Origin of the sequence: Nonomuraea sp. NPDC049421, from assembly GCF_040677005.1 — a bacterium.
Lineage (GTDB): Bacteria > Actinomycetota > Actinomycetes > Streptosporangiales > Streptosporangiaceae > Nonomuraea > Nonomuraea salmonea.
Genome location: NZ_JBFAQA010000001.1, coordinates 413,216 through 428,564 on the forward strand (window position 1 = coordinate 413,216; position 15,349 = coordinate 428,564).

Sequence of the window (15,349 nt, forward strand, 5' to 3'; positions counted from 1 at the left end):
ACGGGATCTCTGTGACTAGGATCACCGCTTGGCGGCGGCATCCCCTCGCGAGATACGCCGTCCTGATTTTGGCGTTGGCGCTGGTCGGGATGGTATACGCCGCCTTTGTCCAGGCGGGTAAGCCTGCCGACGCGGCATTGGCGGCAGGCAAGGTCGATGACGTGGCCGAGGGCAAGAGCCTGTTCGTCCAGCACTGCTCCAGCTGCCACGGCATGAACGCGCAGGGCACCGGCACGGCGCCCACGCTCATCGGCGTCGGCGCCGCGGCCGTCGACTTCCAGATGAGCACCGGGCGCATGCCGGCGGGCGCTCCTGGCCCGCAGGCGCCGCGCAAGCCGCTGGCGCCCTGGGTCAACGAGACCACGACCCGCCAGATCGCCGCCTACGTGCAGTCGCTCGGCGGCGGCCCGCAGGTGCCGGGGCACGAGCAGGTCGACCCCAAGCTCGGTGACGCCGGCAAGGGCGGCGAGCTGTTCCGCGCCAACTGCATCCAGTGCCACAACTGGGCAGGTGCGGGCGGCGCGCTGACGCAGGGCAAGTACGCGCCCAACTTGAACGAGGCGACGCCCACGCAGATCTACGAGGCGATGGTCACCGGCCCGCAGGCGATGCCGGTCTTCAACGACACGACGATCACGCCCGAGGAGAAGCGGAGCATGATCGCGTACATCACCCAGGTCCGCGAGCAGAAGGACCCGGGCGGCTTCGGCCTCGGCCGCATCGGCCCGGTCACCGAAGGTCTCGTGGCGTGGATCGTGGGCCTGAGCGCCCTCGCACTCGCCGCCATCTGGATCACCGCGAAGAAGCGACAGAAGTCATGACAGACAACGAGCACGAGATCGAGCAGCCGGACGAGCGCGTCCCCAAGCGCGTCATCGGCACCCCCGCACCGGGCACCTCGATGCTCGGCACGGCGGAGACCGAAGAGGTCGAGCGCGACGTCCCCGGCGTGACGCTGCAGGACGAGGCCAAGGCCCGCAAGGCCGAGAAGATCGTGGCGCTCTGCTTCACGATCACCTTCCTGGCCGCCATCGCGTTCATCATCTCCTACGTGGTGTTCCAGGTCGGCAGTCCCGAGGCCACGGGCACCTCCACCTTCGCGCTGGGCACCTCGCTCACCGTCGCGATCCTCGGCCTGGCGGTCGGCATCGTGATCTGGGTCCGCCAGATCATGCCGAAATACTCGCTGGTCCAGGAGCGCCACACGATGGCCTCCGACGAGGACGACCGCGAGGTCGTGAGCGACACCTTCGTGCAGGGCGCCAACGAGAGCGGCTTCGTCAAGCGCAAGCTGCTGCGCCGCACCCTGCTGCTGGCCGCCGCGCCGCTGGGCCTGGTCCCCCTGGTCCTGCTGCGCGACCTCGACAACAGCAAGATGCCTGGCGCCAAGTTCAACAAGACGCTGCGGCACACCGTCTGGGGCGAGACCACCAAGGAGGGCAAGCCGCTCAGGCTCGTCGTCGAGGGCACCGGTCAGCCCATCAGGGCGGCCGACTTCAACTCGCCCGGCGGCATCCTGTCGGTCGTGCCCGAAGGTTACGAGCACGACCTCAACGCCCTGGCCAAGGCCACGCTGATCCTGATCAAGTTCCGTCCTGAGGAGATCAAGGGCGGCACCAACAGAAACTGGACGCACGACGGCATCGTCGCGTACTCCAAGATCTGCACCCACGTGGGCTGCCCCGCGGCCCTGTACGAGCAGAACACCCACCACATCCTCTGCCCGTGCCACCAGTCGACGTTCGACGCCGCCGACGGCGCGAAGGTCATCTTCGGCCCGGCCGCCCGGCCGCTGCCGCAGCTGCCCATCACCGTCGACGCCGAGGGCTACCTCATCGCCAAGGGCGATTTCCCGGTGCCCCCCGGGCCCAGCTACTGGGAACGCGGTGACGCGGAGGCCGAGGCCAGGTCGAAGGGAGGCCAGGCATGAGCACCGAGCTGAAGGCCGCGCCCAAGGCCATCGCCGGCCCGTCGAACTGGCTCGACGAGCGCCTTGGCGGTGCCAGCTTCCTTAAGCGCAACATGCGCAAGATCTTCCCGGACCACTGGTCGTTCCTCCTGGGTGAGATCGCGCTCTACTCCTTCGTCGTGCTGCTGCTGACCGGGACGTTCCTGACGCTCTGGTTCAAGCCCAGCATGATGGAGATCGCCTACGACGGCTCGTACGCGCCGCTCAAGGGCGTCATGATGTCCGAGGCCTACGCGTCGTCGCTGGAGATCAGCTTCGACGTCCGCGGTGGTCTGCTCATGCGGCAGATGCACCACTGGGCGGCCCTGCTCTTCGTGGCCGGCATGATGGTCCACGCGCTGCGCGTGTTCTTCACCGGCGCCTACCGCAAGCCGCGCGAGATCAACTGGATCATCGGCGTGCTGCTGCTGACGCTGGCGCTGGCCGAGGGTCTGACCGGCTACTCCCTCCCCGACGACCTGCTCTCCGGCGCCGGTCTGCGGATCACCGAGGGTGTGGCGATCTCGCTGCCGCTGGTCGGCACGTACATCACGTTCTTCCTGTTCGGCGGCGAATATCCGGGTGAGGATGTCATCTCCCGGTTCTACTCGCTGCACATCCTGCTCATCCCGGGCATCATCCTGGCGCTGGTCTCCGCCCACATGGTCCTCATGTGGGTGCAGAAGCACACCCAGATGCCGGGCAAGGGCCGGACGAACAAGAACGTCGTCGGCGCGCCGTTCTACCCGGCCTTCATGGCGAAGGCGGGCGCGTACTTCCTGTTCACGCTGGGCGTCATCACCGGCCTGGCGACCTTCACCCAGATCAACCCGATCTGGCTGTTCGGTCCGTACACGCCGGCCGACGTCTCGGCGGGTTCGCAGCCCGACTTCTACATGGGCTTCCTCGAAGGCGCGCTGCGCATCATGCCGCCGTGGGAGATCAACCTCTTCGGCACCTCGCACGCCGGCACGTTGCCGCTGAGCGTCATCATCCCGGCGCTGGTGCCGATGGGCATCATCATGACCGGCCTGGCGCTCTACCCGTTCCTCGAACGCTGGGTCACCGGCGACAACCGTGAGCACCACGTCGTCGACCGTCCGCGCAACAACCCCCACCGCACCTCGATCGGCATCTCGGCGATCACCTTCTACGGGGTGCTGTGGCTGCTCGGCGCCAACGACGAGATCGCGGCGAACTTCCACATCAGCCTCAACGTGACGACCTACGCCGGTCGAGTGCTGATCTTCGTCGCCCCCGCGCTCGCCTACCTGATCACGTACCGCATGTGCCTCGGCCTGCAGCGCGCCGACCAGGCGATCATCTCGCACGGTGTGGAGTCCGGCGTGATCAAGCGGCTGCCGCACGGTGAGTTCATCGAGATCCACACGCCGCCGTCCGAGGACATGGAAGCGCACATGCGCGGCAAGGCGACCGTGCCGATGCTTCCGGTGGACGAGGACACCTCGGGCATCCCGCCGAAGGGGATGCGCGGGCCGCTCGGCAAGCTCCGCGGCCGGATGTCGCGTGCCTACGGCGGGGAGAAGATCCCGCTGGAGGACCCGCACGGGCACCACGGCCACGGCGAGCACGACGAGCACGGCGAGCACGAGGAAGAACACGCCGCCGTCGGCTCCGGTGCGAGCGACGAGCAGCACAGCATCACCCGCTGATATCTGACGCCACACAACCGACGGGCCCGGCCGAGCACCCGCTCGACCGGGCCCGTCGGCGTCCCCGGACATCCGCGATCCTGAGCACCGGGCCTCATCGGGGCAGCGTGAGGCGGCCCGGCGGCGTCAGGTGTGAGCGGTGAGGGCGCGGGATGCCCGGCGAATGGCTCAGGGAGCCACGGAAGTGTGGTCGGCAGCCCGGGGGTGGCCGTTCTGAGGCGCGCGGCCGGGGCGCGGTGCCTGGGCATGGATGCTCAAACCCCGTTCGCCGGGGTGCTGAGCCTTGGGCGTGGGGCCGGGGGTGGGGCCGGGGTGGATCAGTCGGCTTCGGGGAAGCCGATGGAGAAGGCGGCGTCGAGGTCGTGGCGGGAGTAGGCGCGGAAGGCGATGTGGGTCTCCGTGTGGAGCACGCCCGCCACCTTGTTGATCCGCCCCGGGACGACCTCGGCGATCTCCTCGTAGGCGGCGACCCTGACCATGGCCAGCAGGTCGTATTCGCCGGTGATGGAGTAGACCTCGCTGACTCCTTGAATCTCGGCGATCGTCTGGGCGACCTCCGGGATCCGGTCTACCTCTGCATTGATGTGGACGATAGCCGTGACCATGCATCAACTCTATCGTTTCACCTCAAAGGTCGCCCCTCCCGAGGACGACGCTGATCGAGATGCCGGTACGCGAGCTCGATGCGCGCCTTGTGCCGGGCCGCACCCCGCGCCGGCAGGCTCCACTCGCCGTCGACCTCCACCAGCCGCACCCCGGGCGACTCCAGCCAGCGCAGAATGCACTCGGTCTCCTCGGCGCTGGCCGCGGGGACCGGCCCGGGACCGGGCAGCACCGCCTCGGCGGCGGCCTTGAGCGAGGCCACGAAAGGGGTGGGGTGGGCGCCCTTGGGCATGACCCCGGCGGCGGCCAGGCGGCCGTGGCGGACGACGTGGATGTCCCAGCCGCCCCCGAAGGCGGGGCTGGCGGCCACCAGCTCGGGGATGCGGGTGATGGCGCTCAGCCGCTGCATGCGGGCCGCCGTACGGACGAAGGAGGCCAGCCGGTCGCGGTCGACCGAGGCCTCCTCGTAGCGCTGCTCGACCGACAGCCGCTCCATGCGGGCGGCCACGGCGCTGAAGACGGTGCCGGCGTCGAGCGTCATGGCGCGGCGCGCGGTCTCGACGTGGACGGCGTATTCCTCCGGGCTCTCACGCCCCTCGCACGGCGCCCCGCAGCGGCCCATCTCGTGCAGCACGCACGCCGGGCGCCGGGTGCGCAGCGTCACCGGCTGCGTGCACTGGCGCAGCGGGACGGCCTCGTGCAGCGCGATGCGGGCGTCGTCGGCCAGCCGGGCGCTGGTGAAGGGGCCGAGGTAGGTGGCGTCGTCGTCCTTGACCTCGCGCACGATCGACAGCCGGGGGAACACCTCGCGCGTCAGCTTCAGCCACACCATCTTCTCGGGGAAGCGGGAGCGGCGGTTGTAGCGCGGCTTGGCGCCGCCGATCAGGCGCAGCTCCCTGACCTCGGCCTCCAGCGCGGTGGCGCAGACGATGTGGCGCACCCGCTCGGCGATGCCGATCATCTCGCGGATGCGCGGCCGGGTCTCGCCGGCGGTGAAGTAGGAGCGTACGCGGTTGCGCAGGTTGGTGCTCTTGCCGATGTAGAGGACCTCGCCGCGCTCGTCCTCGAACATGTAGACGCCGGGCGCGTGGGGCACGGAGTCGGCGAGATGGCGTTTGCGCTGCTGCTCGGGCGTGGGGGCGCGGACGAACGACTTGAGCTCTTCGAGCGTGTGGACCTGGAACGACCCGGCCCGCTCGATCAGGCCGTGGAGCACGTCGACGGTGGCCCTGGCGTCCTGCAGCGCGCGGTGGCACGGCTCGACGGGGCTGCGGAAGAACCTGGCCAGCGTGGCCAGCTTGGCGTTGGGCGTCTCGTCGCGGGTCAGCACCCGCCTGGCCAGGTCGACGGTGTCGACCACCGGGTTGGCGGGCGGCGGATAGCCGAGCGCGGCGCAGGCCGCCTTGACGAAGCGGGTGTCGAACCCGGCGTTGTGCGCCACCAGCGTGGCGCCGCGGATGAACTCGAGGAAGCTCGGCAGCACCGACTCGATCTTGGGCGCGGCCATGACCATGGCGTCGGTGATGCCCGTCAGCACGGAGATGAACGGCGGGATCGGCCCCCCGGGATCGACCAAGGTGGAGAACTCGCCGAGCACCTCACCGGCCCGCACCTTGACCGCGCCGATCTCGGTGATCGCGTCCTCGGCGGGCGCGCCGCCGGTCGTCTCGAGGTCGAACACGACGAACGTGACGTCGCTCAGCGGCGTGCCGAGCTCGTCGAGAGTGCCTTGAACCGGGTCCACGAACCAAGACCATAGAAGGACGGACCGACAGGAACGAGTAAGCACCCCCCATGATCCTTAGTTACCCTTCCCTTTATGTCCGCGGGAAGACTTGCCGGCCGCTACTCCCTGCTGCGCCCGCTGGGCGCTGGTGGCATGGGGAAGGTGTGGCTGGCCAGGGACGAGATGCTTGAGCGCGACGTCGCGGTCAAGGAGCTCACGCTGCCCGAGGGCATGCCGGACAAAGAGCGCTCCGAGGCGGTGACGCGGGCGGTGCGCGAGGCGCAGGCCACCGCGCGGCTGCGCCACCCCGGCATCGTGGCCCTGCACGACGTGGTGGTCGAGCAGGACAGGCCGTGGCTGGTCATGGAGCTGCTGCGGGGCCGCACGCTGGGCGACACCGTACGCGACTTCGGCCCCATGCCCCCCGACTACGCGGCCAGGGTGGGCGCCGACGTGCTCGAGGCGCTGATGGTCGCCCACGCCCAGGGCCTGCAGCACCGCGACGTCAAGCCGGGCAACGTGTTCCTGACCGAGAGCGGCCGGGTGGTGCTGACCGACTTCGGCATCGCCAGGCAGGAGGGCCAGGCCACGCTCACCGAGCAGGGCCTGATGATCGGCTCGCCCGGGTTCATCGCGCCGGAGCGGCTCGAAGGCCACCCCGGCGGCCCCGCCAGTGACCTGTGGTCGCTCGGCGCCACCCTCTACGTCGCGCTGACCGGCGCGCCGGCCTACTCGGGGTCGATGGCCGACCGCGTACGCGCCACGCTCACCCAGCCGGTCCCGGTCGCGCCGGGCCCGCTCGGGCCCGTGGTGGCCGCCATGATGACCCAGCATCCCGGCGCCCGCCCCGACCCGCGGCTGGTCGTGGACGCGCTCAGGCAGGTCGCCGCCGGCCTGCCCGCACCCAAGCTGCCGGTCGGCGAGGTGGCGACCGCGCCCAGCGGCTCCGGGGGGCGCGGCAAGCTCGGCGTGCTGGCCGCCGCGGTCGTCGTGGTGGCGCTGGCCGCCGCGGCCACGACCGGGTTCCTGCTGCTGCGCGACCGCGACGGCGCCGCCGCCTCGGCGTTCACCACCCCCATGGACGTCTGCACGCTGATCGGCGCGCAGGACCTCGGCGGCATCCTGAAGACCGCCAACCCGCCCAAGGCGCAGCCCGACTCCGACGACGCGGGCCCGGAGTGCGGCTACCCGCTGTCGGCCGCGAAGACCGGCGTGAGCCTGCAGGTGCAGAAGGACTCCGACACCGTCGATCCGTGGTCGATGACCGAGGTGTCGGCGCGCAAGCTGTTCCAGAGCCAGAAGCGCACCTGGGGCAGGAACGACACGATCAGCTGGACCTGGCCCGAGATCGGCGTGGCGGGCAACCAGCGGGCCACCCGCACCCCGGTGCACGACGTCCAGGGAGTCGGAGAGGAGGCGTTCGGCTTCGAGCTGCAGGGCCCCGACGGCCGGACGCACTCCGCCTACGTCTTCTACCGGCTGGCCAACCTCGTCGTGAGCGTCTCGTACACCACGCTCAGCGACCGGCCGACCGACGACCAGATCATGCAGTCGGCGCTGAGAGCCGCGCAGGCGAGCGAGCGGACGTTGCGCGATGGTGGGTGACCTCTACCTCCTGGCGAGCCGCTACCGGCTGATCGAGCGGCTCGGGCAGGGCGGCGCGGGCACGGTGTGGCGGGCCATCGACGAGGTGCTCGACCGGCAGGTCGCCGTCAAGCAGGTACGCGTGCCCGAACGGCTGAGCCCGCAGGAGCACGCCGAGTTCATCGACCGCGCCATCCACGAGGCGCGGTCGGCGGGACGCCTGCGCGACCCGGCCATCGTGCTGGTCCACGACGTCGTCATCGAGGGCGCCCAGCCGTGGATCATCATGGACCTGGTCACCGGCCGCTCGCTCGACAAGGTGATCAAGCAGAGCGGGCCGCTGCCCCCCGAGTACGTCGCCGCGATCGGGCTGCGCGTGCTGTCGGCGCTGGAGGTCGCGCACGCCCACGGCATGCTGCACCAGGACGTCAAACCGGCCAACATCCTGCTCGACGGCGACGGCTCGGCGATGCTCACCGACTTCGGCATCGCGGCGCCCATCAGCGGGGTGGGCGACCGGTTCGGCAGCGCGGGCTCGCCCGGCTACATGGCTCCCGAGCGGCTCAACCAGCAGCCCTCGGGGCCCGCGTCCGACCTGTGGTCGCTGGGCGCCAGCCTGTACACCGCGGTCGAGGGGCGCGCGCCGTTCGAGCGCGGGCTGCCCGCCGCGATCGCCGCGGCGGTGCTGCTGCACGAGCCGCCCTACCCCGCACGTGCCGGCCGCCACCTGGGCGACCTGCTGATGGCCATGCTCGCCAAGGACCCCGCGGTACGCCCCACGGCGGCCCAGGTACGTCATGCGCTGCACAAGGTGGTCGGCATCTCCACGGGCACCTTCACCGGCACCGGCAATCTCCCCGGCACGGGCACGGGCACGGGCAGGGGCACCGGCACTGGGCCAGGGCCCGCCAAGGCGCGCCGCCGGTGGCTGCCGCCCGTCGTGCTCGCCGCCGTCGTGGTGCTGGGCGCGGGCGGCTGGGTCGCCGTCAACGCGCTCGGCACGTCCACCGCCCCGCCCGGCCGTTACGCCACCGCGCCCGAGCCCTGCCGGTTGCTCACCGACGACCAGGCCGCCGAGCTCGTGAAGGGCACGCCCCGGCGTTCGTCTCCCAAGTCAGGCGAGTGCGAGTGGCTGAACGACTCCACCCGCGGCAGGCTCATCGTGCGGGTCTGGGCCGAGCTGCCCACCGAGGACCTCAGCGGGCCCCAGGTGGCCGAGCGCCGCATGGCCAGCGAGGAGCGTACGCGGGCCGCCGCCAAGGGCACCAGCCAGCGCCAGTCGTGGGGAGGAGTCAACGAGGTCGCCGGCGTGGGGGAGCGGGCGATCGTCCAGAACGGCTTTCGGATCTATATCGACTCCAATGAATCGGGCATCGCGGACAGCCGGTTGCTTTTCCGTACCAGTAACCTGCTGGGCGAAGTCATCTGGCATCGTGAGGACGTCCCGTCCGACAAGCCCAACGATCAGAAGACCGCGATCGCCGCCGCCCGCCTAGTCGTCGCGGCACTGCCGGAGTGAGAGGCCTGCCGCGCCGCAAGCACCCCGCAAGGGGTGTGACTAGCATGTTCCCCCGCAAGCCAGGGCAACCTCAGGAGTCGCAGTGAATCCCGGTAGTGAGTACGGGCCGCCGAACCCCTATCAGGACCCCGGCAGGCAATCCCAGCCTCCACACCAGCCCCCGGACGGCCCCCCACCCCAGGACCCCCAGGCCGGCCCTCCAGGCGCGAACCCAAGCCCGCCTGCGAACACCGGATACGGCGGCCCTCCACCTGGCCCGCAGGCCGGCCCCCTGAACGGCCCCCTGAACAGCCCGCAGGGCGGCCCTCCGAACTGGCCACCGCACGGTCCCCAAGGCGGCCCTCATAACGCGCCGCAGGGCCGGCCGCAGGGCGGGCCTTACGGTGGTTTCCCGAGCGGCCCTCAAAGCGGGCCACCCAGCGATCCCCAGGGCGGACCCCAGCACGGCCCTCAAGGCGGCTCTCCGAGCTGGCCGCCCCACGGCCCCCAAAGCGGGCCTCCAGGTTGGTCTCCGAACGATCCTCAAGGCGGGCCTCCAGGCGGGCCTCCAGGCTGGCCCCCGCACGGCCCTCAGGGCGGCTCTCCGAGCTGGCCCCCGCACGGTCCCCAAGGCGGGCCCCCGAGCGGCCCTCAGGGTGGGCCGCCGAGCCGTCCTCAGGGTGGGCCGCCGAGCGGCCCTCAGGGTGGGCCGCCGAGCGGTCCTGAGAGCGGGCCGCAGGGGTGGCCTCAGGGTGGGGCGCAAGGTGGGGTGCCGTATCTGCCGCCCACCTTGCCGCCCACCTTGCCGCCCGCCATGCCGCCCGCCATGCCGTCGTCGATGCCGCCGCACATGCCGGACCAGGCGTTGCCGCCGACGTTGCCTCCCACCCTTCCCCCGATGCCCTCGCCGCAGGGCCCCCAGCGGCCGTCGTGGCTGATGCCCACGCTCGCCGCCGCGCTCGTGGTGCTGGTGGCCGCGACCGGGGTGGGGCTGTTCCTCCTGTACGGCAACAAGGACGACGAGGGCGGCGGTGGCACGCCCCCGGTGGCCGGTACGTCGTCCGCCTCCGGCAGCCCGTCCGCGGCGGGCGTGGGCGTGGACGTGTGCTCGATGCTGCCCAAGGACGAGGCCGACCGGCTGGTGCCCGACGCGACCGTGGACAAGCGGTCCCGCGACAGCGACTACACGGTCAACTTCTCCTGCAACTGGACGAACCGCCGCATCTCGTTCGGTGAGTTCTGGCGCAACAGGGAGATCGACGTCAAGGTCGACCAGCACAAGCCCGACGGCGTGAAGACGGGCCGCGCGATGGCGCAGAACTCGTACGAGGCCGACTACCGCAGCGGCAAGTACCGCGAGACCGCGAAGCCGACCCTCGACGAGGACGAGAAGGAGTACATCTCCCCGGTCAAGGACATCCCGAACGTCGGCGACAGCGCCTTCGCCCAGTACACGTGGCGCCGCTCGGGCAAGATGCTCTGGTACGCGTACGGCACCGCGTACGCGCGGGTCGGCGACATGACGATCGAGGTCAAGTACCAGGCGGGCCAGCAGCGTAAGGACGCCCGGATCCTGACGAACGAGTCCGCCCAGGCCGTCACGGAGGAGAACGCGATCCGCGAGGTGAGCGGCCTGGTCGTGCACTTCGCCAAGGGCGTCGCCGAGTGGCAGCGCAAGCACCCCGACGTGCTGGCCCAGGCCGAGCCGTCGGCCACGCCCACCGCGCCGCCCTCCCGCTCGCCGAGCTCCACGCCGACGCCGTCGCCGACCGTGCTGGCCTCGTTTCCCGCCGACTGCGGGGCCGTCGGCGGCACCGCCGTCAAGCTGGTGCCCGACGCCACCACCCGGGCGCGCGGCAACAAGATCGGCGACGACGACCGTACCGAGTGCCGCTGGCTCAACCTGGACCTGCCGGACGGCGAGGGCAGGAAGAAGGTCCGCAGCGCGCTCATCACCGTGCACCGGTTCACCAACCGGGCGGGGGCCGTGGACGAGCCGGCCGCCAAGGAGTTCTACGCGACGGACAGGGGCCGGTCCGCGGGCAGCGCCGAGTCCTCGCTCGGCGGCATCACCTGGGGCAAGCTGACCGACGTGAAGGGGCTGGGCGACCAGGCCCACCGGCAGTACGTCCAGTCGCGGGTCGGCGATGTGTCGGCCGGCAGCGGGTCGTACGTCATCCGCAAGGGCGCCGTGGTGATCGAGGTCGACTACACCGGCCATCAGCGGCCCGAGAACGCGGAGAAGAACGCGCCCAATGTCGTGCTGATGCCGGAGGAGGAGGCGTTCGAGGGCGCCCTCACCCTGGCCAAGGCCTACCTGAACGTCCTGGACGGCGGCTGAGGCCACCGGCCCGGTCGAGCGCGCCGGCCGCCCGTCCGGCCGCCCGTCCGGCCGCCCGTCCGGCCGCCCGTTCAGCCGTCCGTTCAGCCGTCCGTTCAGCCGCCCGGTCAGGCGGGGGCGTCGCGGAGGCGTTCGACGCGGATGCCGCGTAGCAGCAGCTCCGACACCGTCGCCGCGGCCAGCAGCGTCACGAGCAGGGCGGCGCCCACGACGAGCGCGACGGGCGCCGCCGCGATCTCGTGCGGCAGCGGCGGCGTGACCGGCGGCTCGGTGAACTGCGGGATGCGCCGCAGCGCGGCCTGCGCCGCGACGAGCCCGGCCAGCACCCCCGACAGCGTCCCCGCCATGACCGTGATGAGCTGTTCGAGCAGCAGCGACACCCGCAGCGCCCCCACCTTGGCGCCGGACGCCTCCAGCGCGGCCAGCTCGTAGCCGCGCCGCCGGGCCGCCGTGCGCAGCGCCAGCACCGTGCGTCCCAGCGCGAGCGCCGCCGCGGCCAGCGCCGACACCAGCAGCAGCAACAGCGCGAGCCCGGGACCGCGCGCCGCGAACGAGGCGGCCAGCTCGCTCGCGTGCCGCCGGCTCACCACCGACAGCCCCTGCTCGGCCAGCGCCCGCTCCAGCGCGGCCACGTCGGACGTCCGCGTCCACACCTGGAACTGGGCCTGCTCGTGCACGCCGTACGCCATCCTGTCGGCCTGCTCCAGGTCCACCACCGCGCCCGCCTCCGTCAGCCCCGGCGCGGCGGCGGAGGTGGCGACGGCGTGCGCGGGGGAGGCGTAGGCGTTGTCCAGCCCTGGCAGCGCCCGCCGGCCCAGGTCCGCGACCGCGAGGGCGGCCGGCTCGGCCCGGTAGGTGTCGGGGCGCAGTGTCTGGTTGCCGACCGGGGTGATGCCGAACGTGCCGCCGCGCTCGCGGGGGTTCTCGTCCACCCGCCAGGGCGGCAGGTCGAGCGCGGTCCAGCGGCCGTCGTCGCGTACGGACATGGCGGTGACCCGCACCCGCACGAACGCCGACTCGGTGTACTGGGCGGGCGGCACCGGCTCGCCCTGGAAGGCGCGCAGCTCGCAGGGGGTGTTCCGGCAGCTCGGCGGCAGGTTCCAGGCGTGCACGCCGGAGCGCCCGCGCAGCTCGCCGAGCGGGATCAGCGTGGGGCTCAGCCGGTCGGGTACGCGCAGCAGCGCCGTCAGCCGGATCGTCCAGCCCTCCGGCGGCAGGTCGTGGGTGACCGCGACGCGGAAGCGCTCGCCCTTCAGCCACACGCGCGGCGTGCCGGGCCCGGTCAGCCCCGACACCGCGGACGCCAGCGACCTGCCCCCCGCCAGCTCGGGACGCCAGTGGCCGACGGCGGCCAGCCTGGCCGGGTCGGTCGCGATGAGCTGCGGCGGACCCGGCATCCTGACCACCGGCGCGGCCAGGGTGCCCGACGGGTCGGCGGCGTCCACGGCGGCCAGCAGGCGGCTGGGCTCGACCGGGCGTACCGTGATGGCGGTGGGCGCGCCGTTGTGGAACCTCGCCGTCTCCGCGTAGTCGCCCGACGTGGCGCTCCACGCCGACACCGCGAACGTCGCCAGCCCGAACGCCGTACCCAGCACGATCACGCTGCCCGCCGTCACCGGGCCGCGCGCGACCTGCCGCAGCGCGAGGAACGGCCCCAGACCGCCGCGCCGCCTGGTCACCCCGAACAGCCGCCCGGCCAGCACCGGCACCGCCCGGCTCGCCAGCAGCGCCGTGCCGAGCGCGATCAGGCCGGGCACCGCCAGCGCGCCCGAGCTCTGCCCCGTCACGTCCGTGATCACGCCGGTGGCCAGCAGCTCGACCAGGCCGACCGCGGTCACCGCGAGCACCACCGCGTCCAGCACCCAGCCCCGTGCCGACCTGCGCGGCGTGCGCCGCCACTCCTCGGTGACCGGGCGGGTCGCCGTACGCCAGGCCGCCAGGGCCGCCGCCAGCACCCCGCCCAGCATGGCCGCCACCCCGGCCGCCACCGCCTCCACCGGGAACGTGACCGGGATGCCGGGGGGCAGCAGCACCTTCGCCATCGCGTCGGCCGCCACCCTGCCCAGCAGCAGGCCCAGCGGCACGGCGGCGGTCAGCAGCAGGACCGGCTCGCTCAGCGCGTAGCGCCACACCCGCGCCCGGCCGTGGCCGCGCAGCCGGGCCAGCGCCAATTCCGCGCTCCTCGCCCGTACCAGGTCGCCCACGGTCTGGAAGAGCAGCATCCAGCCGAGACCGACGAGCTGGGCCACCACCAGCAGCGTCGGGACGCCCAGCGAGCCGGTGTCGGCGGTCAGGCGCCTGAGCGTGTCGGCGACGCGCGAGTACACGATCGCCTCGCTCTGCCTGCCCGCCCGCTCCGCGCTCGCCTGGATCGCGGCCAGCTTCGGGACGTCGGCGCCCTCCACGCGCGACGGGTCCACGTAGACGATGCCGTAGTCGGTCCAGCCGTTCGGGCGGCCGGAGGCGTCGGTGCCGCCGCCGATCGCGTACGTGCCGAGCCGCGTCTCAGGCACCGTGAACAGCGCGTCCGTCTTGCCCTCGCCCGGCGCGCCCGAGGGGGAGAACAGCGTGCGGCCGAACCAGAACGGGTCCGACGGCGAGCCCGGACGGTAGATCCCCACGACGGTCAGCGGCGCGGGCACCCGCCGGGCCACCGCGCCGGGCTCCATCTCGACGATCGAGGTGAGCCGCAGCCGCTGCCCCACCTTGAACCCCGACGCCGCGCTCGCCATCACCTCCCTGGCCGCGCCCGGGCAGCGGCCCTTCGCCAGGGTCAGGTGCTCGCACTGGCCGTCCTGCCAGAGCAGCGTGTAGACGCTGTCGTCGTTCACCCTGCCGCTGGACGTCTCCATGCCCAGGATCGGCGGGGTGGTGAAGCGGGCGCCCGCCGTGAACGCCGCCAGCTTCTCCTCGACGCCGCCGAACCTCGTCGTGTACCGCCAGCCGCGGCCCTCCACCGGGGCCGTCTCCAGCGCGTTCCTGGCGATGGCGGTGCGGGCGGCGGCCGAGTAGACGGGACCGACGGCGGCCGACGCGATCGGGACGAGCGCGATGAGCAGCACGACGAGCGAGAGCGTACGGCGTTCCCAGAGGCCACGCAGGATCACGGCTCCGCCCTCCTGAGCGCGATGCCGTCCGGCAGTTCCTCGATCCTCGCCATCGAGCCAGGAGGCAGCAGGTGATGGTACTCGGGCGGCACCTGCACGCCGCCCTCCCTGCCCACCACCACGAAGTCCTCGCCGCGCCTGCCCTCGGCGCCGACCCGGCCGTCCCTGATCGTCACCGTACGGCTCAGCGCCGCGCTCACCGCCGTGTCGTGCGTGACCACCACCGCCGTCGTGCCGTCGCCCGCGGCCGCCCGCTTGATCAGCTCGACCACCCGCGTCCCGGACTCCTCGTCGAGCTGGCTCGTCGGCTCGTCGGCGAGCAGCAGCCTGGGCCGGTTCGCCAGCGCGACCGCCACCGCCAGGCGCTGCTGCTCGCCGCCCGACATCCGGCCCGCCGGCCGGTCGCCCGCCTCGCCGAGCCCCACTCTGCGCAGCAGCTCGGCGGCCCTGCGCCGGTCCCGCCGCACCGCCCGCTGGGCGAAGGCGACGTTCTGGGCGGCGCTGAGGTAGCCGATGAGGTTACGCGCCGGGTTCTGCAGCACCATGCCGATCCTGGACGCCCGCAACCGGTCCAGTCTGCGCTGGTCGAGCCGCCCCATGTCCGTGCCGTTGAACCACAACCGCCCCGCACTCGGCCGCACCAACCCCGCGAGCAACCACAACAACGTCGACTTCCCCGCCCCAGACGGCCCCAGCAACGCGACCGTCTCCCCCTCATCGATCACCAGATCCACATCCCGCAAGGCGACGACCTCGACATCGCGCGCCTTGTAGATCTGCACGATCCCGTCACACCTGACGAGACTCATGCCTGGCCCTCTCCGTAGCGGGTGTGGCGCGGGTGCGAGGTGACGGTGCGACACCGATGT

The 15,349-nt window shown here is 72.3% G+C and carries 11 protein-coding genes; 6 read left to right on the forward strand and 5 right to left on the reverse strand.

Annotation, left to right across the window (positions count from 1 at the left end; all coding sequences use genetic code 11):
* Positions 1-11 precede the first annotated feature (11 nt).
* The 3 genes from AB0K18_RS01905 to AB0K18_RS01915 are packed head-to-tail and all read left to right on the forward strand — an operon-like array spanning position 12 to position 3,621.
* Positions 12-821 (forward strand): c-type cytochrome, encoded by an 810-nt coding sequence (locus AB0K18_RS01905; protein ID WP_355424969.1) that lies wholly within the window; start codon positions 12-14, stop codon positions 819-821.
* Complete coding sequence (locus AB0K18_RS01910) at positions 818-1,930, forward strand: Rieske 2Fe-2S domain-containing protein (protein WP_364908442.1); 1,113 nt, start codon at positions 818-820, stop codon at positions 1,928-1,930. The genes AB0K18_RS01905 and AB0K18_RS01910 overlap by 4 nt, the downstream gene beginning before the upstream one ends.
* Complete coding sequence (locus AB0K18_RS01915; RefSeq protein WP_364908444.1) at positions 1,927-3,621, forward strand: ubiquinol-cytochrome c reductase cytochrome b subunit; 1,695 nt, start codon at positions 1,927-1,929, stop codon at positions 3,619-3,621. Before AB0K18_RS01910 ends, AB0K18_RS01915 begins: the two co-directional genes overlap by 4 nt.
* 317 nt (positions 3,622-3,938) lie before the next feature.
* On the opposite strand, the gene AB0K18_RS01920 is transcribed toward AB0K18_RS01915, so the two are convergent.
* Both AB0K18_RS01920 and AB0K18_RS01925 read right to left on the reverse strand, forming a co-directional pair.
* A complete protein-coding gene (locus tag AB0K18_RS01920) occupies positions 3,939-4,226 on the reverse strand; it encodes an Lrp/AsnC ligand binding domain-containing protein (RefSeq protein ID WP_345400981.1) in 288 nt (95 codons plus the stop codon).
* Positions 4,227-4,243: 17 nt separating this feature from the next.
* On the reverse strand, positions 4,244-5,968 hold the full coding sequence (locus AB0K18_RS01925; RefSeq protein ID WP_364908448.1) for a DEDD exonuclease domain-containing protein: 1,725 nt from the start codon (positions 5,966-5,968) through the stop codon (positions 4,244-4,246).
* Positions 5,969-6,043: 75 nt separating this feature from the next.
* On the opposite strand from AB0K18_RS01925, the gene AB0K18_RS01930 reads away from it, so the two are divergent.
* Together AB0K18_RS01930 and AB0K18_RS01935 are read left to right on the forward strand one after the other, a co-directional pair.
* Positions 6,044-7,555: a serine/threonine-protein kinase gene (locus tag AB0K18_RS01930; RefSeq protein ID WP_364908451.1), complete on the forward strand. Its 1,512-nt coding sequence runs from the start codon at positions 6,044-6,046 to the stop codon at positions 7,553-7,555.
* Positions 7,545-9,053: a serine/threonine-protein kinase gene (locus AB0K18_RS01935; protein WP_364908454.1), complete on the forward strand. Its 1,509-nt coding sequence runs from the start codon at positions 7,545-7,547 to the stop codon at positions 9,051-9,053. The genes AB0K18_RS01930 and AB0K18_RS01935 overlap by 11 nt, the downstream gene beginning before the upstream one ends.
* 726 nt (positions 9,054-9,779) lie before the next feature.
* Here the strand turns inward: AB0K18_RS01935 and AB0K18_RS01940 are convergent.
* The gene (locus AB0K18_RS01940; protein WP_364908457.1) at positions 9,780-9,920 is read right to left on the reverse strand and encodes a hypothetical protein; all 141 of its coding nucleotides are present in this window, start codon (positions 9,918-9,920) and stop codon (positions 9,780-9,782) included.
* A gap of 10 nt (positions 9,921-9,930) precedes the next feature.
* On the opposite strand from AB0K18_RS01940, the gene AB0K18_RS01945 reads away from it, so the two are divergent.
* The gene (locus AB0K18_RS01945; RefSeq protein ID WP_364908460.1) at positions 9,931-11,373 is read left to right on the forward strand and encodes a hypothetical protein; all 1,443 of its coding nucleotides are present in this window, start codon (positions 9,931-9,933) and stop codon (positions 11,371-11,373) included.
* A 107-nt stretch (positions 11,374-11,480) separates the two neighbouring features.
* On the opposite strand, the gene AB0K18_RS01950 is transcribed toward AB0K18_RS01945, so the two are convergent.
* The gene (locus AB0K18_RS01950; protein ID WP_364908462.1) at positions 11,481-14,480 is read right to left on the reverse strand and encodes an FtsX-like permease family protein; all 3,000 of its coding nucleotides are present in this window, start codon (positions 14,478-14,480) and stop codon (positions 11,481-11,483) included.
* A complete protein-coding gene (locus tag AB0K18_RS01955) occupies positions 14,477-15,289 on the reverse strand; it encodes an ATP-binding cassette domain-containing protein (protein ID WP_364908465.1) in 813 nt (270 codons plus the stop codon). The genes AB0K18_RS01950 and AB0K18_RS01955 overlap by 4 nt, the downstream gene beginning before the upstream one ends.
* Positions 15,290-15,349: the final 60 nt, after the last annotated feature.